The sequence below is a fragment of the Flavobacterium ammoniigenes genome (genome assembly GCF_020886055.1).
GTDB classification, from domain to species: domain Bacteria; phylum Bacteroidota; class Bacteroidia; order Flavobacteriales; family Flavobacteriaceae; genus Flavobacterium; species Flavobacterium ammoniigenes.
The window spans coordinates 782,057-802,079 of the sequence record NZ_AP025184.1 but is presented as its reverse complement, the minus strand read 5'-3'; the positions used below and the strand labels follow the sequence as shown (position 1 = coordinate 802,079).

Annotated in this window: 16 protein-coding genes and 1 tRNA gene; 6 read left to right on the top strand and 11 right to left on the bottom strand. The window is 37.1% G+C overall.

The window, feature by feature from the left end; all coding sequences use genetic code 11:
* Positions 1 to 7: 7 nt before the first annotated feature.
* Together LPC21_RS03610 and LPC21_RS03605 are read left to right on the top strand one after the other, a co-directional pair.
* A complete protein-coding gene (locus tag LPC21_RS03610) occupies positions 8 to 1,450 on the top strand; it encodes a complex I subunit 4 family protein (protein WP_229318143.1) in 1,443 nt (480 codons plus the stop codon).
* A 12-nt stretch (positions 1,451 to 1,462) separates the two neighbouring features.
* Positions 1,463 to 2,833: an NADH-quinone oxidoreductase subunit N gene (locus LPC21_RS03605; RefSeq protein ID WP_229318142.1), complete on the top strand. Its 1,371-nt coding sequence runs from the start codon at positions 1,463 to 1,465 to the stop codon at positions 2,831 to 2,833.
* Between the two features lie 152 nt (positions 2,834 to 2,985).
* Here the strand turns inward: LPC21_RS03605 and LPC21_RS03600 are convergent, their stop codons facing one another.
* From LPC21_RS03600 to LPC21_RS03580, 5 genes are all read right to left on the bottom strand, one after another.
* Complete coding sequence (locus LPC21_RS03600; RefSeq protein WP_229318141.1) at positions 2,986 to 4,674, bottom strand: sodium/sugar symporter; 1,689 nt, start codon at positions 4,672 to 4,674, stop codon at positions 2,986 to 2,988.
* A gap of 104 nt (positions 4,675 to 4,778) precedes the next feature.
* Complete coding sequence (locus tag LPC21_RS03595; protein ID WP_229318140.1) at positions 4,779 to 5,828, bottom strand: UDP-glucose--hexose-1-phosphate uridylyltransferase; 1,050 nt, start codon at positions 5,826 to 5,828, stop codon at positions 4,779 to 4,781.
* Complete coding sequence (gene galK, locus LPC21_RS03590; protein WP_229318139.1) at positions 5,829 to 6,998, bottom strand: galactokinase; 1,170 nt, start codon at positions 6,996 to 6,998, stop codon at positions 5,829 to 5,831. It abuts the gene before it with no gap.
* Between the two features lie 54 nt (positions 6,999 to 7,052).
* Entirely contained in the window at positions 7,053 to 8,108 is a 1,056-nt protein-coding gene (locus LPC21_RS03585; RefSeq protein ID WP_229318138.1) for a glycoside hydrolase family 53 protein, read from the bottom strand.
* A gap of 1 nt (position 8,109) precedes the next feature.
* Entirely contained in the window at positions 8,110 to 9,147 is a 1,038-nt protein-coding gene (locus LPC21_RS03580; protein ID WP_229318137.1) for an aldose epimerase family protein, read from the bottom strand.
* A 248-nt stretch (positions 9,148 to 9,395) separates the two neighbouring features.
* On the opposite strand from LPC21_RS03580, the gene LPC21_RS03575 reads away from it, so the two are divergent.
* On the top strand, positions 9,396 to 9,806 hold the full coding sequence (locus LPC21_RS03575; RefSeq protein ID WP_229318136.1) for a DUF2452 domain-containing protein: 411 nt from the start codon (positions 9,396 to 9,398) through the stop codon (positions 9,804 to 9,806).
* Position 9,807: 1 nt separating this feature from the next.
* Here the strand turns inward: LPC21_RS03575 and LPC21_RS03570 are convergent, their stop codons facing one another.
* The 5 genes from LPC21_RS03570 to LPC21_RS03550 all read right to left on the bottom strand — a co-directional run bounded on the left by LPC21_RS03570 (position 9,808) and on the right by LPC21_RS03550 (position 14,559).
* Positions 9,808 to 11,103 carry a DASH family cryptochrome gene (locus tag LPC21_RS03570; RefSeq protein ID WP_229318135.1) on the bottom strand — a complete coding sequence of 432 codons (1,296 nt, stop codon included), beginning with the start codon at positions 11,101 to 11,103 and terminating at the stop codon, positions 9,808 to 9,810.
* Positions 11,100 to 12,635 carry a cryptochrome/photolyase family protein gene (locus tag LPC21_RS03565; protein WP_229318134.1) on the bottom strand — a complete coding sequence of 512 codons (1,536 nt, stop codon included), beginning with the start codon at positions 12,633 to 12,635 and terminating at the stop codon, positions 11,100 to 11,102. Before LPC21_RS03565 ends, LPC21_RS03570 begins: the two co-directional genes overlap by 4 nt.
* An 81-nt stretch (positions 12,636 to 12,716) precedes the next feature.
* Positions 12,717 to 12,818 (bottom strand): DUF2256 domain-containing protein, encoded by a 102-nt coding sequence (locus LPC21_RS03560; RefSeq protein ID WP_420828062.1) that lies wholly within the window; start codon positions 12,816 to 12,818, stop codon positions 12,717 to 12,719.
* A 4-nt stretch (positions 12,819 to 12,822) separates the two neighbouring features.
* Positions 12,823 to 14,328: a cryptochrome/deoxyribodipyrimidine photo-lyase family protein gene (locus LPC21_RS03555; protein WP_229318132.1), complete on the bottom strand. Its 1,506-nt coding sequence runs from the start codon at positions 14,326 to 14,328 to the stop codon at positions 12,823 to 12,825.
* Between the two features lie 151 nt (positions 14,329 to 14,479).
* Positions 14,480 to 14,559: transfer RNA gene (locus LPC21_RS03550), tRNA-Leu, on the bottom strand.
* A gap of 289 nt (positions 14,560 to 14,848) precedes the next feature.
* Between LPC21_RS03550 and LPC21_RS03545 the strand changes: the two genes are divergently transcribed.
* From LPC21_RS03545 to pth, 3 genes are all read left to right on the top strand, one after another.
* The gene (locus LPC21_RS03545) at positions 14,849 to 15,790 is read left to right on the top strand and encodes a ribose-phosphate pyrophosphokinase (protein ID WP_229318131.1); all 942 of its coding nucleotides are present in this window, start codon (positions 14,849 to 14,851) and stop codon (positions 15,788 to 15,790) included.
* Between the two features lie 28 nt (positions 15,791 to 15,818).
* On the top strand, positions 15,819 to 16,424 hold the full coding sequence (locus LPC21_RS03540) for a 50S ribosomal protein L25/general stress protein Ctc (RefSeq protein ID WP_229318130.1): 606 nt from the start codon (positions 15,819 to 15,821) through the stop codon (positions 16,422 to 16,424).
* Between the two features lie 88 nt (positions 16,425 to 16,512).
* A complete protein-coding gene (gene pth / locus LPC21_RS03535; RefSeq protein ID WP_229318129.1) occupies positions 16,513 to 17,175 on the top strand; it encodes an aminoacyl-tRNA hydrolase in 663 nt (220 codons plus the stop codon).
* A 15-nt stretch (positions 17,176 to 17,190) separates the two neighbouring features.
* On the opposite strand, the gene LPC21_RS03530 is transcribed toward pth, so the two are convergent.
* Complete coding sequence (locus LPC21_RS03530; RefSeq protein WP_229318128.1) at positions 17,191 to 19,863, bottom strand: reprolysin-like metallopeptidase; 2,673 nt, start codon at positions 19,861 to 19,863, stop codon at positions 17,191 to 17,193.
* Positions 19,864 to 20,023 lie beyond the last annotated feature (160 nt).

The window sequence follows — 20,023 nt, the reverse complement described above, 5'->3', positions numbered from 1 at the left end:
ATACACTATGAACGTATCTTTTATATTACTTATTCTATTAATTGGTGCTCTAGCAACTTACACCGTAGGTGATAAATTGGCATCTAAAGTTGCCTTGCTTTTCGGACTCGTTTCCTTGGGTGCTTCCATCGTATTATTGAACCAATACAATTTGGGCGAAAATATCGGATTCATTACTGAATGGATTTCAAAACCAACTATTTATTTTGCTTTAAAAGCAGACGGTTTAGCTTTAGCGATGGTATTGCTAACTACAGCTTTAACTCCAATAATTATTTATTCCTCTTTTGGAACCGAAGTAAATAATGCCAAAACATTTTATGCTTTAATTCTTTTCATGGCTTTTGCTATGGCGGGAACTTTCTTAGCTGCTGATGGATTGTTGTATTACATTTTTTGGGAATTGTCTTTATTGCCCATTTATTTCATTGCTCTTGTTTGGGGGAATGGCGATGCCGAAGAACGCAAAAAAGCGGTAGTGAAATTCTTCATTTATACTTTGGCAGGTTCTTTATTTATGCTAGTAGGTTTTGCCTATTTGTACCAAAAAGCTGGAAGTTTATTGATTGAAGATTTATACGAATTGAACTTAAGCGGAGCCGAACAAGTGTGGTTATTTGTTGGTTTTTTCTTGGCTTACGCCATCAAAATTCCAATCATCCCTTTCCATACTTGGCAAGCTAATGTATACCAAAAAGCACCTACCGTTGGAACTATGTTGTTGTCTGGTATCATGTTAAAAATGGGATTGTATAGTGTGATTCGTTGGCAATTGCCAATTGTTCCTTGGGCAGCAAAAGGGCATGTTACGATTATGCTGGTTCTTGGAATTGCTGGAGTGATCTATGGTTCTATTGTGGCGTTGAGACAAAAAGACTTGAAAAAATTATTGGCTTATTCTTCATTAGCACACGTTGGATTAATTGCAGCAGGAGCTTACACAATGACTGCTGACGGAATTAGTGGTGCGGTTTTACAAATGATAGCACACGGTTTTGTAGTGGTAGGTTTGTTCTTTATTGCTGAAATCATTTACAGAAGATACGAAACTAGAGTGATCGCCGATATGGGTGGTATTCGCTCACAAGCGCCAAAATTCGCTTCCCTATTTTTACTTATCGTATTAGCCTCGGTTGCATTGCCAACCACTTTTAACTTCATTGGGGAATTCACTGTATTGTATAGTTTGTCGCAAGTGAATATAGTATTTGCCATTTTAGGCGGAACGACTATCATTTTAGGTGCCTACTATATGTTGAAAATGTACCAATCGGTTATGTTAGGAGAAACCAATACCAAACCCTTTGCTGATATTACAATTAATGAAGGAATAGTTTTAGTGGTGATCATTGCTGTGTTGTTCTTTTTTGGATTGTATCCAAAACCAATCATCCAATTGATTGCACCAAGCATCGAAGGAATTTTAAATCAAATCAATAGAATCAAATAAGTCCACTTTACAATGAATACATTAATAGCAATAATAGGATTAGGTGTTTTATGCCTTGTATTTGAAATTCTAAATTTACGAAAAGCCATTGTGCCTGTTACCATTATTGGTTTATTGGCCGTTTTAGGGTTGAATATCTCTGAGTTTGGTTCAACCGAAAGTTACTATGGCAATATGATTGTGGTGAGTAAATACTCTACTGCTTTTTCATCTTTGTTTATTGTACTGACTATTTTCTTAGTGGCCTTAGGACATAATTTTTACGAAAATCATCAAAACAAAATCTCTGATTTTATAGCCATCAAAGTGTTTTTACTATCGGGTGCGGTAGCCATGGTCTCTTTTGGCAACTTAGCCATGTTTTTCTTAGGAATCGAAGTATTGTCAATCTCTTTGTATGTTTTGGCTGCTAGCGACCGATTGCTTTTAAAAAGTAACGAAGCCGGAATGAAATATTTCTTGATGGGTTCGTTTGCTTCCGGGATTTTATTATTCGGTATTTGCTTAGTTTACGGCGCTATGGGAAGTTTTGATGTAACTGAAATTAGCGAATTATCGCAATCGGCAGAATTGCCAGTTTGGTTTCCAATAGGAATCGCTTTATTGACTGTGGGAATGTTATTCAAAATTGCAGCCGTACCTTTCCATTTCTGGGCACCGGATGTGTACGAAGGTTCACCAGCTTTAACGACTGCTTTGATGAGTACTTTGGCTAAAGTGGTGGCGATGGCGACTCTTTACAAACTATTATCTGTAATGAATGCCGATATATCAGAAACCTACAAAATGGTGATTGTGGCTATTGCAATGGCCTCTATGACAGTTGGAAATATTATGGCATTGAAACAAACTAATGTAAAACGTATGTTGGCTTTCTCCGGAATTTCACATGCTGGTTTTATGTTGATGACATTATTAAGTTTGGCTAACTCAGCGAGTAGTTTGTTGTACTACACAACAGCTTATGCGTTGTCGGGAATCGCTGCTTTTAGTGTGATTTTATACGTTTGTAAAAACCAACATAACGAAGACATTACCAACTTTCACGGATTAGGAAAAACACATCCGTTTTTGGCAGCTGTTTTGACTGCCTCGTTACTTTCTATGGCTGGTATTCCAATATTCGCGGGATTCTTTGCTAAACTGGTATTGTTTACTCAAACTATCGAAAATGGGTATTTAGCACTTGTGTTAGTTGCTGTCATCAACTCTATTATCAGTGTAGGCTATTATTTCAAATTGATCTTAGCGATGTATACCAAAGAATCTAATGAAGAACGCAGCGGAAAACCCATCTTAATTTATGCAGTAGCATTTACCGCAATTACTTTGAATATTATTATTGGTTTGTTCCCTTCACTAGTATTGGACTTATTAGGATAAATACATTTCACTTAATAATAAAAAACCCGTCAAGAGAAATTTTGACGGGTTTTTTATTTTGTAGAAGCTTAGTGCATTATAACAAAATTGTATAACAAACTCTATAAATGATAGATAATCTAAACGGAGATATTATTTTATAATCTGTTCCTCTACCAAAACTTGACATACAAAGCAAAAATAGTTAAGACTAAGGCTACGATTAGAATCGTAGTTTGTGGTTTCATTTTGAACATGGTTTTGTCTAGTTCAAAAGCTTTCTCATTGACTTTAGGACCCGCTAAACTTACCACAATCATCAGGAGCATCGTAAAGATGAATGATAATCCCATACAAATTAAGAAAGGAATTTCATAACCGCCTTTGCCATTAGCATAAGCCGTATACAACCAGGTATCATTTCCAAACCAAGCTGGAGCCAATTCATTAAACACTACCGACAACGCAAATCCAGCTAGTACTCCTACAACAGCAGCAGCTCCTGTAGTACGTTTCCAAAACATTCCTAAAATGAACATCGCAAATACCCCAGGACTAATAAAACCAGTATATTTTTGAATGTAGGTAAATCCACCCACGCCGCCAATACCTAGGGTGTCATTCCAAGTAAATAGTACCGCTAAAAACATGGCTGCAAAAACAGCGTATTTACCAACGTTGACTTGTTTGGTATCTGTTGCATCTTTTTGAATGTATTTTTTATGAATATCCAAAGTGTAAATAGTAGAAATGCTGTTAACTTTTCCTGCTAATGAAGCTACAATAGCTGCGGTCAAAGCCGCAACTGAAAGTCCTTTTAAACCGGTAGGCAAAAACGTCAAAATAGCCGAATAAGCACCGTCTTTTCCGCCAACTAATTGTGGTAAATGCCCACTTTGATGCAAAACATAGGCAGCAATTCCAGGCAAAATAACAATCAACGGCATGAACAATTTAATGAATCCCGCGAATAAAATTCCGGAACGTGCCGTATCTAAATCGGCACCCAAAGCACGTTGGGTAATGTATTGGTTACAACCCCAATAATTCAAATTAATAATCCAAATACCAGCCAAATAAGCCATCAATCCCGGAATAGTCAAGTATTTATTGATCTCTTCTTGTGTCGAAGCGGCGGTTGGTTCGGGCATAATCATTTTGAAATGTTCTGGTGCTTGGTCCATCAACACTTGGAAACCAGCGATCGCATCGTGGCCAAAACCAAAATAATGACTCACCGTTGTCAAAGCGATATAGGAAGTGACTAGACCACCAACCAGTAAAACGGCTACTTGAATTACATCGGTATAGGCCACTACTTTCATTCCTCCAAGCGAAATGACTAAGGCAAAGAAAGCCAAGCCTATCATGATAACGTGCAAATATTGGCCACCAGCCAAACCATTAATAGCTACAGCACCCAAATATAAAATAGAAGTTAAGTTCACAAAAACATATAAAAACAACCAAAATACCGCCATAATCAAAGCCGTCGACTCGTTGTATCGTGTCTTTAAAAACTGAGGCATGGTGTAAATTTTGTTTTTCAAATACACTGGAATAAACCAAATGGCCACTATCAATAAAGTAATCGCTGCAATCCATTCGTATGCCGCTACGGCAATTCCTAGAAAGAAGCCTTCACCACTCATTCCAATAAATTGTTCTGCTGATATATTGGAGGCAATTAAAGAGGCCCCAATAGCCCACCAGGTTAGTTTCCCTTCTGCTAAAAAGTAGGCTTTCGCATCGTTTTCATTTTTTTCACGTTTGCGGTAAATGGTGTATCCATAAATAGATACTACCAAAAAATAAATGATAAAGACAATGTAATCGGTTAATTGTAGACTGTTCTGGTTCATAATTTTTATTGGTTAAATAGCGGAAATAAATATAGGGGTTTTGATGTAAAGTTGGTTGGGTTGGATTAATTATTGTTTGTAAATCCAATATTGTATATCGTAAATTATCTCAACTTATAATGTACCTCTGATTGTTCTCTTAACATGGCAGCACTTTTTTCAGCTGTGATGTCGCGTTGTGATTCGCCCAACATTTCATAGCCTACCATGAATTTTTTAACGGTTGCAGAGCGTAACAAAGGGGGATAAAAATGCATATGAAAATGCCATTCTGGATGTTCTTCTCCATCGGTTGGCGCTTGATGAATCCCTGACGAATAGGGGAATGACGTTTCAAATAGGTTGTCATATTTCGTGGTCAACTGTTTTAAAATTGCGGCAAAATGATGCGCTTCCTCCGGACTGAAATCGGTAATTTTAGCAACCGCGCGTTTACTGACTAGCATGGTTTCAAATGGCCAAATGGCCCAAAAAGGTACCAAAGCAACAAAGTGATTGTTTTCAATAACAATTCGTTTTTGTTTTTGTAATTCTTCTTGAATATAATCGTGCAAAAGAGTGCGTTGGTTTTGGTCAAAATATTTTTTTAAGTTGGTTTGTGTTTTCTCAACTTGAGTTGGCAACGACGATTGTCCCCAAATTTGTCCGTGGGGGTGCGGATTACTACATCCCATCACACTTCCTTTATTTTCAAAAATCTGAATATAATTGACGTAGTCAATCTTTCCTAATTCAATGTATTCTTGTTGCCAAGTTCGAACAATTTTCTCAATCGCTTCGATCGACATTTCGGGCAAAGTCTCGTTATGATTAGGCGAAAAGCAAACGACTCTTGAAATTCCTCTTTCGGGTTGTAACTTAAAAAAAGTCGCTTCCTGATTGGCTTCAAAATGAATTTCTTCCTGTTTTAGAGCGGCAAAATCATTGTCAAAAACAAAAGGATCTTTGTAATCCGTATTATGAATTCCATTGGCACGCACATTGCCTGGACACAAATAACAATTTGGATCGTATTGTGGTAAAGCATCACTAACAATTTTTTCGTTTTGCCCCTGCCAAGGTCGTTTGGATCGATGAGGCGACACCAAAACCCATTCGTTAATCAAAGGGTTGTAGCGTCTGTGAGGGTCTTCGTTACTATCGAAATTTTTCATTTATACTGGATTGTAAAGAGAGGTGCCGTTTGAAATCCTAACCTCATAGGTTTTTAATTCAATGCCAAAAGTGGCGTGGTACAATTGGGTCAATTTTGATTTGATGGTAGCTTCTTCTCCTTTTTTTATTAGGTTGATGGTACAACCTCCAAAACCACCACCCATCATTCTTGAACCTATTACAGCAGGTTCTTTTTTAAGTGTATCGACAATCATATCTAGTTCAGGACAACTTACTTCGTATTCTTTAGAAAGGCCTTCGTGAGTTTCAAACAGCAACTGACCCAAAGTCACAATATCGCCATTATCAAGTGCTTCACAAGCTAAAGTAACTCGTTTAATTTCTTTAATAACATAGTGACTTCGTTTGAATACATCCTCAGTCATAGAATCTTTAATGCTTAACAGTTGCTCTTCTGAAGCTTCTCTAAAACTTTTTACTTCTGGAAAATGGGAGGATAAAATAGCCAACCCTTGTTCGCATTCTTCTCGGCGTTGATTATAGGCAGAAGTGAAAAGTGAGTGCTTGACATTACTATCAAACAACACTAGTGAATAATTACTAAAATCAGCATTGTGATATTCGTATTCTAGTGTACGACAGTCGATTTTGATTACTTGATTGGCTTTGCCCATCACACTGGCAAATTGATCCATGATACCGCAATTAATCCCTACCCAATGCTCAGCACTTTGTCCCATTAGCGACAAATCGACCGGTTTAATGTCGAGATGGAATAGTTCGTTCAAACCAAATAAAAAACCACATTCTAAAGCCGCTGAAGAAGACAAACCTGAACCCACAGGAATGGTACTACTAAAAACACAATTGAAATTTCCAATGATTAACCCTTTATTTTGGATTTGTTGCACTACGCCTCTAAAATAATTGGTCCAAATAACCTCGTGGAGTGTTACCGGATTTTCCACATTGATTTCAAAGCTTTCGTTCAAATCAATGGCAACTATTGTTGAGGTTTCTGAATTGGTTTTTTCAAAAGCAAAACAAATCACTTTATCAATGGCAGCGGGTAAAACAAAACCGTCATTGTAATCAATGTGTTCTCCAATAATATTGATTCGCCCAGGAGACAAGACTATTTTTTGCGGGCTGTTGCCAAAAGTTTTTTTGAAAAAATCCGTTGTGGATTGAATTAATGGTGTATTCATAGTATTCCCTTTAGGGCATGTTGTATTTCCAATTTTATTTATATTAATTGTACTTTATTTAAACGCATCCAAAGCCGGCGATGGTTTCCCATCCGCTTGCCAAGCGCTTAGCGAATAACCGCTCCAGGTTTTTTCTCCCTGAGGCTCCCAATACATCACTCCTAATCCTCTATTGTTAGGAACATTTTTAACTGCTTGTATAGTGGCTCGCAACATCTCATAGGTGTTTTGTACTTTGTCATACTCACCTCCCACTTCAACCACCATGACGTCTTTGTTGTATCGAGCTACCATATCATTCATATTCGTAGACAAATCGGCGATGGTTTGTGTATAATCTTTTTGAATCCAATACGGATAATAGGACAATCCAATGATATCGTATTTGACATTTTGCGCCGTAGCGGCATCAAAAAACCATCTGAATTTGGCATTATTATTTCCTTCGTCGACATGAACAACCACTTTAATTTTCGAATCTACAGCCTTGACCGCATCGTATCCACTATTTAGGAATTGGGCTAACTGACTCCAATTATTGGTACTCCCTTCTGGCCATAACATGCCTCCTGGTATTTCATTCCCCACCTGAACCCATTCGGGTGTAACCCCTGCTTGTTTCAAAGCTGAAATGACATCAAATGTATGGTTGTAAACGTCTTGTTTTAATTGGGCTACCGTATGATTGGCCCAAGCCAAAGGTTTGTTTTGCTTAGCAGGGTCGGCCCAAGAATCGCTGTAATGAAAATTAATCATCACACGCATTCCTAATTTTTGGGCGCGAACTGCCATAGCAACCGTTTCTTCTTTACTGCAATGCCCATCAATTTTATGGTTGGAAGGATTGACCCATACGCGAAGGCGAACCGTATTTATTCCTCTATCTTTTAATAATTGTAATGCGTCTTTTGCTTTGCCATCTTGATCTAAAAAAAGATAACCCGTAGCTTCCATTTGGGGCAACCAACCCACATCAGCCCCTTTTACAAAGGAGGTAGCTACTGGTACAATTGGATCGACAGGCTTCGGGGCTACTTCAGTTTGTGAACTACAAGAAAAACAAGCCAAAAGCATAACGGCTGAAAAAGAAATTAATATGTTGTTTTTCATCTTAAAAGGATTGAAATTTATAAATGGTTTTATGAAAATAAATATCGCCTGGCAACAGAATTGCCGACGGAAAATTTGGATGATTGGGGGCATCTGGGAAATTTTGAGTTTCAAAACAAATCCCACTTTGGGAATGGTAAGAGGCATTTTCTTTCCCTTTGATTTGAGTAAAACAATTTCCGCCAACATAGACATGCAAACCAGGTTGATTCGTATACACTTCCATTTTTAAATTGTTTTCTTTACTCAAAAGGGTAGCTGCTAAAGATTCTTTTGCCTTGATAACAAAGGTAGTGTCAATTACTTCGGGACATGGTTTTGGAGCCGTATAATCCGACTCGGTAGATTGAACTGGAAGCATTTTTCCTGTTGGAATCATGTCAATTGTTTCTAAAATTTCATAGGCATCAATATGGAGTTCTTGTTTTAAAACACTACTATGTTGTCCCTCTAAATTAAAATAACTGTGATGCGTTAAATTGACCACCGTAGGCTCATTAGTGGTAGCTTTGTACTCAATTTCTAATTCGCTTTCTTCGGTTAGCGTGTAAGTAACACTAACTTTTAATTCACCAGGGTATAGTTCTTCCCCTGCAGGACTCCTATAACTGAAACTTACCGAAGGGTTTTTATCCGTTTTCAATTGCTCCAATCGCCATAGTTTTTGGCTAAAGCCCGCTATTCCTCCATGCAAAGCATTCCCACTATTATTTTGATGAAGTACAATCGACTTCCCATTTAAATCAAAAGTGGCATTTGCAATACGTCCTGCAAAGCGCCCCACAGTAGCTCCAAAATAGGGTGCGCTTGGAAGCGAATAAGAATCCACATAATCTGACAATGCATCGAAACCTAAGACAACGTCAACTACTTTTCCGTTCTTTAAGCTTTTTTTCAATGCAATTACAGTCGCTCCATAGTCCATGACTTTGAGAGACATCCCATTGGAATTTGAAATTTCATGGGAATACACTTTGCTACCGTCTGATAACTCTCCAAATAATTGAGTAGGTGACTTTGAAGATGAACGTATTTTCATAACCATTATTTAGAGGTAGGAATTTCAAAAATAACAACTATTTGTATACTTCCTTACTAGTGCCTATCTATTTTTTATTTTTTTACAATAAAATAACACACTATTTAATTTCCATAAAACTAAATTGGAATTCTAAGCAATCGAGAGCTAAGAGATGATTATTTCAACAAAAGTTCCCTATTTCAAATACATTTTATTGTAAATTTGACTCCGTTAGCAAATTAGTTTTAAAATCACAGCCAATAGCCATGAGCGATAAAAAACCAGACAATATCGTATACTCTGAAGAACAAGGATACAACGCTAGTTTATTGCCTTATGCAACTTCTGTAGGAGCGCCTGTTATTAAAGCAGATGATGTGGTAGCTTGGAAATCGCGTGGTATTCACAGTGTTAACAAAGAATTTGAAAACAAATTCCAAGAATTGCAATCGGCTTACCAAAAACTAATGGACGATTACAAATGGAATGAATTAGTGTACAATGCGAAATTTGCATTTGAGCCTGTCATCGGCGAAACTTATCATATGTATTTAGGTGATGACGGTATTGAATTTTTGTCACTAATTGCTCCCAATGAATGGAATAAAGAATTTATTGGTTCTTTTAAATTGAATAGTGATAAAAAATGGGTGGTCCTAGAAACCGCAACCGAATAATTTATTCGGTTAGCCACAACTTTCTAAACGATTTCTTTTTATCATAATCAGCTGCTTGTTTCTCAATATTGAAATAACGATGCCCTCTTGGGTCATTCCCTACTCCTGCTAAATACGCCCAATTCCCCCAATTGCTGCACACATCATAATCGATTAATTGCTCTTCAAAATAAGCAGCGCCAAAACGCCAATCCATATTCATTTCGTTGCAAAAATAACTCGCTACGTTTTGTCGCCCACGATTACTCATGAATCCAGTTTGTTGTAATTCACGCATATTCGCATTAATAAAATCAGAAGGTGTGGTGCCATTGATCCATTGCGAAAGCAACTTTTCATTTAAGGATTTCGAATTCACTTTTTCCGTTTTTATTCCTTCGTACAAGAAAAATTTCGTTTGGTATTTTTTAAACATAAATCGGAAAAAATCACGCCAAAGTAATTCAAAAACCAACCAATAGGTCGAATCGTTGGCGCCAAATTGCTTTTCGTATTTTAGAATTTCAGCATAAATAAATCTTGGAGAGATACAACCCAAAGCCAGCCATGGCGAAAACTTGGACGAATAATCAGCGCCTACCATTCCGTTGCGGGTTTCTTTATAGGTAGACAAGCATTGAGTCTCAAAAAAATAGTGATTCAAACGTTGAAGTGCTTCACTTTCTCCCCCTTTAAATTGCAATACCGCGCGAGAATCGATAGTGTTTTTGATTAATCCCAACGCTTCTAAAGTGGGTAATTCTAGAGGAGAAATTTCAGGGGAATTAATTTTCGTTGGTGTCGAAAATGGCTGTCTTATCTCGGAATCCTTTTCTGTTTTTTTTCTAAAATTGGTAAACACATCTGGAATGTCTTTGATAGAAAAAGGCAAGTCTTCGGCATGATATAAAGTACTAGTACTGAACGTTTCTAATTCACATCGCAATTTAAAAAGTTCCGTTCGAACTCTTTTTTCAGTTTGAATTTCTTCAAAGGCTACTTCGCGCTTGGCAAAGACTTTTTGCGCTTTGTATTCTTGAACCAATTTTGGAATTTCTACTTCTGGTTTTCCCATCACAATACGTAAACCAGAACCTAAAGTTCTTAATTGGGCATCCAAATCTTCGAGCGATTCTAATAAAAATTGCGCTCTAAAAGCACCCGTTTTTTTAAACCCATAAGGAGTAGTTTCAAAATGGGCTTCGTCAAAACAATAGACAGGTAGTATCTTCTCACTTTGCGCAATAGCTCTTAAAAGCGTTTCGTTATCTTCAATTCGTAAATCGGTTTTGAACCAAACTAGTGCATTCTTAATCATAAATTATTTATGTTTTTCAAATAGTAATCTGCTTGTTCTAATAAAGCAACTTTGTCCTCCGGTTTCATTTTTCGCCATACATTATACATCATTCCAATTCGGGGATTTTTACCTAATTTGTCTTCATTTTTATCATAAAAATTCCAATACAAACTATTGAAAGGGCAGGCTTTGTCACCTGTTTTTACTGCTTTTTTGTAAAAGCAACTACCGCAATAATGACTCATTTTATCAATATAAGCGGCCGAACTCACATAGGGTTTGGTACCCACAATTCCACCGTCAGCAAACTGGCTCATACCTCTTGTATTGGTAATTTCTACCCACTCAATGGCATCGATATAGATTCCTAAATACCAGGCATCTACTTCATCGGGATGAATTCCGGCCAAAAGTGCAAAATTACCCGTTACCATTAATCGCTGAATGTGATGTGCATACGCATAATTCAACGATTGGTTGATGGCGTCTTTCAAGCAATTCATTTTGGTTTTTCCCGTCCAGAACCATTCTGGAAGTGGGTTTCCGTTATTGAAATAATTCATCGTGGCGTATTCTGGCATTTTGTTCCAGTAAATTCCGCGCATGTATTCGCGCCAGCCAATAATTTGGCGTACAAATCCTTCCAATTGATGGTAAGCAATTGTATCTGGATTCTTTTCCCATTCCAATATGGCTCGGTTAATCACTTCCAAAGGCGAAATCATTTTCAGGTTCATGGAAAACGAAAGTCGGGCGTGATACAAAGACCATTCATTTGGCGTCATGGCATCTTGGTAACTCCCAAAAAGGGCCAAACATTCGGTTACAAAAAAATCAAGTAATGCTAGCGATTGTTTTCTATTGATCGGCCAAACAAAATTGTTAGCATCAATATTTCCAATGGTTTGGATGTCTGTTTTTTGAATTTCAGAAACAATATGGGTCACCTTATTTTGGAAAACCAAAGGCGAAGTAGGTTTGTGGTCTTTGGGTAATTTTTTTCGATTTTCGCCATCGTAATTCCATTTTCCTGTCAGCGGCTTATCGCCTTCCATTAAAATATGGTGCTTTTTTCTCATCATATGATAAAAGCTTTCCATTAAAAAGGTTTTTTTACCTTGAAAAAAGTCACCTAATTCGTCTCTTGAACTCATAAAATGCTCCGAATCACATACGGATGTCGCAATAGCAAGCGATTGACTCAACTTTTTCAGCTGTTCGTCCAAACGGTATTCGTCAGGAAATTGGTATTCAAAAAGGGTGAATGCTTCTTTTTCAATTAAATAACGAATGTTTTTTTCGAACGATTGTAAGTTATTGTCATCATTCAAATGCATATAAATAACTTGGTGCTTTTGCAATTGCAATTCAGCCGCAAATTCTTGCATTGCCGAGAAAAAACCCACTACTTTTTGAATATGGTGTGTGGCATAATCGGTTTCTGTTCGAATTTCCATCATGACATAAGTCACCGAATCATCAACCGTTTTAAACCAAGAATGATGGCTGTTTAATTGATCTCCAAGAACTAAACGTAGGGTTTTTGACATTTCTTTTTTTAAATTATACCTAAAGTTATTTACAACCTTGTAGGAAATAGAACTAACTAATCACTTATTACTATTTACTCATCACTTAGAAGACCTGCATTTATCGCTACAGTATTTTACTTCGTCCCACACTTTTTCCCATTTTTTACGCCAAGTGAATGGTTTTTGGCAAACTACACACATTTTACTAGGTAAGTTTTGTTTTTTTACTCCTCGCATTGTTAGATCTATTGGGGTTACTGACGTGCTTTTGCAAAATTCGTTTGCCCTCTTGTTTGACTTCGTCTTTTTTTCGAAAGCTCCAAACGATATCGCTGGCATATTTTCGAGTTTCTTCTATGTTTACAATAGGCGCAGGATAATCGTTACCAATAACGCAATTGTAAAACTGCTGTTCCATTTCGTTCATTTTCCATGGTTCATGAAGCAAATGGATTGGCACTTCTTTCAATTCGGGCAACCATTGTTTGATAAAAACCCCTTCTGGATCGTGTTCCTCCGAATTTTTAATTGGATTATAAATACGGATAGTATTGATTCCGGTGGTACCCGATTGCATCTGAATTTGTGGGTAATGAATACCGGGTTCATAATCTAAAAACTGCCTTGCTAGAAAATGCAATTCACGCCAATCTTGCCATAGATTAAAAGTAAAAAACGACACCACCAGGGCACGCATTCTAAAGTTAATATAACCGGTGGCAACTAAACATCGCATGCAGGCATCGACAATGGGAACACCTGTTTTACCTTCTTGCCAAGCTTTGATGTAGGTTTCGTTCTTTGGTTTGACCAAAGTGTCGTAGGCTCGATTGGCATTTTCAAATTCCATTTCGCATTCGTCTTCGAATTTTTGCATAAAATGGCAATGCCAATGCAAACGGGAAACAAAATTGAGAACGGCGCGTTTGTTTTTAGACGCTTCGTAATGCTGATTGGTATACTGATAAATCATCCGCATACTAATATTCCCATACGTCAAATAAGGTGACAATCGGCTACAGCCTTTTCTACTCAAGGCTGGTTTCGAAATGTGTTTGCTGTAATTCACATAGCGCTCTTTGACAAAACTATCCAGATACCGCCAGGCCCAATATTCGCCTCCACGTTGAAAATTTGGATTTGGAGTGGTAATTTCGGCAGCTAATTCAGGCCCTTTCATGCTGTCATATAAATCTGCGGGTAACACAATCGTTTTTAAATCGGATTCTTTAATTAGTTTAGGTGTATCGCGCATGACTTGTTCCCAGCGTTGGTCCCAATTTTGTCTTGATTTTAATTTGCGAATCACCCCATGGAGTTGAAATTCTTTCCAGACGATGTCATTGGAATCGAAAAATGCTTTCATTTCTATATCGCGATCATAGGTTACTTTATTCCCAATTTCTTGATGCGAAAAAACAGTTTTGACATCATACTCCTTAATTAATTTGGAAAAAACCGTTTTAACTTCGTCATGAAAAAAATAGATTTTAGTATTAAACGGCGCTAATTTTTTATTCAAATCTTGGATGGATTCGTAGACAAAGCGCCAATGGCGAACATCAGAATCGTCATAACTCTTTACCCTTGGCTCGAAAAAACAAACCAACAACAGCGGCACTCCCGATTGATGAGCATGAAACAAAGCTTCATTATCCACCAAACGAAAGTCACGTTTGAACCAAACAATATGTATGGGTTGTTTATTCAAGAAAAGTAAAAATGGATTGAATTTATTTTGTTTAATTATTTGATAAAAATAATAAACAAATATACTGTTTTCTTTTCATGAAAAAGTAAAAAAGGGATCAAAATAAGAAGTTGACAAAACAAAAAAGCCTCTTCTTTCGAAGAGGCTTTTGTACCCGGAGCCGGAGTCGAACCGGCACGGTTTCCCACAGGTGTTTGAGACCAGCGCGTCTACCAATTCCGCCATCCGGGCTTAGCAGACATAAAATAACAACAGTTATTTTAACGCAATAAAAGAGGAGTTTAATACTTAATCAAGCCTCGATTCCTTTAACACGGTGCAAATGTAAAAAATAAAATTAAACGCACTACAAAAAATACTTAATTTTTTCCTTTCAGAGTTGGATAAATTTTATAAATTTGCAGCTCGTTAAAACACAGCCAACTAACTAACTACAACCGAGGCGTATAAAGTAGTGATGCTATTAACAAAAATTAATAGCCCAACTAAATCAAGCGTTACGGACTAATAAACGATACGAATGTCACACCAAGAACCAGAAGCTAAAATTTTTGCATGTTCAAAAAGTGTATACCTAGCAGAACAAATTGCGCAAGCATATGGCGTTCCTCTAGGAAAAGTAATTACCTCAACTTATAGTGATGGTGAATTCCAACCTTCTTTTGAAGAGTCTATTAGAGGATTACGCGTTTTTATTGTATGTTCGACCTTTCCAAGTGCGGACAACTTGATGGAATTATTATTAATGATTGATGCAGCAAAACGTGCATCAGCTAGACATATTACTGCTGTTATTCCTTACTTCGGTTGGGCAAGACAAGACAGAAAAGACAAACCAAGGGTGCCAATTGGAGCTAAATTAGTAGCCAACTTATTGGATGCCGCTGGAGCAACTAGAGTAATGACTATGGATTTACACGCAGATCAAATCCAAGGTTTTTTCGAAAAACCGGTAGATCACCTTTTTGCTTCAACCATCTTTTTACCCTATGTAAAAAGTTTAGGTTTAGAAAATTTAACTATTGCATCTCCAGATATGGGAGGTTCAAAAAGAGCCTATGCCTATTCTAAATTTTTAGAATCAGACGTGGTAGTTTGTTACAAACAAAGAAAAGTGGCCAATGTAATTGACACTATGGAGTTGATTGGTGAGGTGAAAGGAAAAAATGTAATCCTAGTAGATGATATGATCGATACTGGAGGAACATTGGCAAAAGCAGCCGATTTAATGATAGAAAAAGGTGCCCTGAGCGTAAGAGCTATTTGTACCCACCCTATCTTATCTGGTGAAGCTTACGAAAAAATTGAAAACTCAAAATTGAGTGAATTAATAGTTACCGATTCTATTCCGTTGAAGAAAAAATCGGACAAGATTAGAGTGTTGAGTTGTGCACCTCTTTTCGCAGAAGTAATGCACATGGTGCACCACAACAATTCCATTAGTGGAAAGTTTATTATGTAATATTTTTAATAACTATATTTTTTTTACAATGAAATCGATTACAATTAAAGGATCAGAAAGAGAAAGCGTGGGCAAAGTTGCTACTAAAGCCTTACGTAATGCTGGAGCGGTTCCTTGCGTGTTATACGGAGGAGATCAAGCAGTACATTTCTCAGCAGAAGAAAAAGCATTCAAAAACTTGATTTACACTCCAAACGCACACACAGTTGTGATTGATTTGGGTAATGGAAAATCATACAATGCTATTTTGCAAGACATTCAAGTTCACCCAGTAAGTGACAAAATTTTACACATTGACTTCTTCCAGTTATTTGACAACAAAGAAATTACTATGGAAGTTCCTGTGAAAATTGTTGGTACTTCTAAAGGTGTACTTGCAGGAGGTGTTCTACGTTTGAACACTCGTAAATTAAAAGTGAAAGCGTTGCCATCAAATCTTCCAGATTTTGTTGAAGCAGACATCACTCCACTTGAAATGGGTAACAAATTGTATGTTACGAAATTAGTTTCTGACAAATACAAATTAATGCACCCAGACAACACGGTGGTTTGTCAAGTAAGAATTTCTCGTGCAGCTATGAAAGCGGCTCAAGAAGCGGCAAAAGCGGCAAAAGCACCAAAAGGAAAAAAATAAATTTTTTTCAATCATACGAAAAAGCATCAGTTCTTCAACTGGTGCTTTTTTTTTGGAGTATTCTTTTAAATAAGTTTATTTTTGCAACATGATACAATGGATAACTCAATTATTTGCATCACATAAAACAGCAAGTGATACACCGGAGGTTCACGAACACCAAAAAAACAATATGAAAAGCGTGAGTAATAAATTTTTGATTGTAGGACTAGGCAACATTGGAGCCGAATATGTCAATACCCGTCACAATATTGGATTTAAAGTTTTGGATTTTTTAGCCAAAAAAGAAAGCCTCGCTTTTGAAACCGTAAAATTGGGTGCTCTTGCTGAATACAAATTTAAAGGCCGTACTTTCTTTTTGCTCAAACCGAATACCTATATGAATTTAAGTGGGAAAGCGGTAAAATTTTGGATGGACAAAGAAAATATTCCTTTGGAAAATATATTAGTAATCACCGATGATTTGAATTTGAGTTTTGGTACTATTCGCATCAAACCGAAAGGAAGTGATGGCGGACATAACGGACTAAAGAATATTAATTTGATTTTAAATACCCAAAACTATACCCGTTTCCGTTTTGGTATTAGTGACCAATTCAAAAAAGGACAACAAGTCGATTATGTATTGGGAGATTGGGACGAAGAAGAAAAATCAAAACTACCCGAACGTTTGGAATTAGCATCGGAAATTATCAAATCGTTTGGAACTGCTGGATTAGAAAATACCATGACCACTTTTAACGGCAAATAAAATTGCAGACTTTTCTTAATTAATTATTATTTTTTTAACGGTGGTAGTTGAACCATCGATTACGGTCAACAAATACATTCCCGCTTGAACCGATTCCAAATGAATGGCTTCATTAAACAACTGGGCACTAGGAAATCCTTTTTCATATATTTTTTTGCCCAATAGATCGTGGATTATAATAGTAACTCCAGAATTAAATTGGCTAGAAAATAATACTACAAAATCGCCTTGATTAGGATTTGGATAGACCATCACTTTGGTTAAATCAATCGGACTAAGTGCCATTGGAGTAAACGATTTGGTACAAATGGAAATTGTAGCCGAATTAATGGTACCGGTATCACCAGCTATTGCATCCCTAACTCGTAAAGTCCAAGTCCCAGAAGGATTCCGTTCGTTAAATTGATACAAGGGTTCAAATGGGGCTACAGTTTGCATTGTTTGTTTCCCACAAATTATTGTACCTCCTAAATCATCATATTTTAAAACCAAACTTCCATTGGTGTCGCTACAACCATTTTCAAATAACTTCACCGTTTTCCCTTGTGGGTTAACCAATTCTATTTGAACATCTGACAAATATTGATGGGTAAAACTCAAATCCACATTCACATCCGAAACTGCACCAGAAGTAGTAGGTACCGTTATCGTTTTGGCTGTATAAGAAGCCGATTCAGGAATGACAATAGGCGTTTCAAAGGCATAGGTAGTACAACTAGATTCAATACTATACCCAATAGCAAAAGGCTCTTTATTAATTGCGAAAAAAATATTGTTTGTAGGTTCAATTAAAATGCGACAGTTTTTCCCCAAAATACCATTGGGAACAAAAATACGTTCTGAACCGTCATTGGGAGTATTTGTTTTGAGAAATATGGGAAAAGTGAGTCCGCCATCAATAGACAACTTAATATTGACATTGGCTGATCCTGGTAATTGATCAGTCGAATTGACAGCCCAATTAATCGTTTCAAGGCTTAACGGTTTCCATGACAAATTACTCGTGTTTTGGGAAGTGATTTCAAACGGTCCCTTAGTCGCGTCAACAGTTACTGTCATAGCATCGGTGTCGGTTTGAGCCAAACCAATTCCACCATTATCTCTTACCGTTAGTGTAAAATGCATTGTTCGTGCAATATCTGCAACCGATTCCCACTGAGAATTCAAACTATTGGACACTACTTTTGCTAGCTCCGGCATAAAACGATTGGGAGAATTTGTTGGCGGGAACGATCTAAAAAGCGGTCCGTCTTTTTTAGTTGGAAATGCAATACTATTGGCTCCGAAACTAGTAGTAGCCGTGTCATTTTGTTCCCAACAATAACTTAAAGCTGCTCCATTTGGATTCGAACTGGATCCTTTTAAAACAAATGGAGTGCTTTTGGGAATTACAAAATCCTCTCCAGCATTCGCTTTGTGTTTTGTGTTGGGAATAATGGAACTAACAGGACAGCTTTTAGACGCAAGATTCTTACGAATTTGATCAATACTGACATAAGCAAAATAATCATCTGAATGACTTTGAATATTATAATCGGTCACGCCTGCATAACTCATAATGGTAGAGCCTCCTCCGGGTTCCACATTAACTCCTGTTCCTTCTGTCTCATGAGAAAAAGTATGATTAGCTCCCAATTGGTGCCCAATTTCATGGGCTACAAAATCAATATCAAAAGTGTCGCCTTCTGGTTTGCCATCAGCTGGTGAAGAAAATCCTCCGCCTTTGGCAACATCATTTAATGATACTGGATCTTGACACACACAGCCAATACAGCCTGCATTACCACCTCCGCCAGAAGCTCCAAATAAATGGCCAATATCGTAATTAGCATTGCCAATTTTTGCGGTTAAATCCCGTTGCAATTCTACATTCCAATTGCCATTAGCTCCACTATTTGCCGGAGAAAAAGGATCGGTAGCTGGGTTAGTGTACAATAAAGCTGTAGCGGAAGAAATTAAATTTAAGTGCAATGATAAATCCTTGTTAAAAATTCCGTTTACTCTGGTTAAAGTAGCATTTATAGCTTCTAATGCTTGAAATGTTCCTCCAAAATAGGTCGTGTATTCTGCCGTACAGGCTACTGCCAAACGTAAGGTTTTGTATGACTCCCCATTTGAAGTGGCTGCAGTTGTCAACTTACCAGACGGTTTGTTGAGCTCTTTGTCCATCGTGGCACAATATAAAGCAAGCTCATTTGACTTGTCATTGGAATCAAATACTCTATAAATTTCTTGATTTCCGGAAATTTTCTCTATAAATTCTGTCGGTTTATCGGAACGCAATACCATGGTTTGAATTCCTTTGGGCGAAAAACTGCAATAAAGCGTAGCGGTTTTGTCTGATAAACTTGTACCAACATAGGCTCTAATAGAAGGGAATTGAGTTTGTAAGTCCGTATCAAAATTAGAAAATTCGTGAATTTCATATTTTTCCAACTCCCCTTTTGTGTTGGGGATTTCAATCACTACTTGCGAAGGGTTATTGGCTTCTTGAAGAGGTTCTAAAGTCCTTTTAACAACTGCTTTATCCAATTCAAAAAGCAATTCCTTTTTTGAGATCCCATTTACATTCCATCGTGTGGTTGCTAAATTGCTGCTAGCTGCCACCCTTTTCCAAGGAGATCCATTTTGGGAATGTATCTGGAAAAAAGAAAAGAAAAGTAGAGCTAGTAGTAAGTGTCTTTTCATAAATTCAGGCAACTCTTGATTGTCAAAATTAGGTTATTGATTTAAAATGGGGATTCTAAATTTAGAATTTTATTTATAAAAATACGGTTTTGAAATTCTTTTTTACCAATACTACACCATTGACCTCAAAAGGAATTGATTTTGAAACGAAATTTCGAAT

Coding starts and splice junctions, on each gene's coding strand:
- LPC21_RS03610 (WP_229318143.1), top strand. CDS start 8: ATGAACGTATCTTTTATATTACTTATTCTATTAATTGGTGCTCTAGCA.
- LPC21_RS03605 (WP_229318142.1), top strand. CDS start 1,463: ATGAATACATTAATAGCAATAATAGGATTAGGTGTTTTATGCCTTGTA.
- LPC21_RS03600 (WP_229318141.1), bottom strand. CDS start 4,674: ATGAACCAGAACAGTCTACAATTAACCGATTACATTGTCTTTATCATT.
- LPC21_RS03595 (WP_229318140.1), bottom strand. CDS start 5,828: ATGAAAAATTTCGATAGTAACGAAGACCCTCACAGACGCTACAACCCT.
- galK (WP_229318139.1), bottom strand. CDS start 6,998: ATGAATACACCATTAATTCAATCCACAACGGATTTTTTCAAAAAAACT.
- LPC21_RS03585 (WP_229318138.1), bottom strand. CDS start 8,108: ATGAAAAACAACATATTAATTTCTTTTTCAGCCGTTATGCTTTTGGCT.
- LPC21_RS03580 (WP_229318137.1), bottom strand. CDS start 9,147: ATGAAAATACGTTCATCTTCAAAGTCACCTACTCAATTATTTGGAGAG.
- LPC21_RS03575 (WP_229318136.1), top strand. CDS start 9,396: ATGAGCGATAAAAAACCAGACAATATCGTATACTCTGAAGAACAAGGA.
- LPC21_RS03570 (WP_229318135.1), bottom strand. CDS start 11,103: ATGATTAAGAATGCACTAGTTTGGTTCAAAACCGATTTACGAATTGAA.
- LPC21_RS03565 (WP_229318134.1), bottom strand. CDS start 12,635: ATGTCAAAAACCCTACGTTTAGTTCTTGGAGATCAATTAAACAGCCAT.
- LPC21_RS03560 (WP_420828062.1), bottom strand. CDS start 12,818: ATGTGTGTAGTTTGCCAAAAACCATTCACTTGGCGTAAAAAATGGGAA.
- LPC21_RS03545 (WP_229318131.1), top strand. CDS start 14,849: ATGTCACACCAAGAACCAGAAGCTAAAATTTTTGCATGTTCAAAAAGT.
- LPC21_RS03540 (WP_229318130.1), top strand. CDS start 15,819: ATGAAATCGATTACAATTAAAGGATCAGAAAGAGAAAGCGTGGGCAAA.
- pth (WP_229318129.1), top strand. CDS start 16,513: ATGATACAATGGATAACTCAATTATTTGCATCACATAAAACAGCAAGT.
- LPC21_RS03530 (WP_229318128.1), bottom strand. CDS start 19,863: ATGAAAAGACACTTACTACTAGCTCTACTTTTCTTTTCTTTTTTCCAG.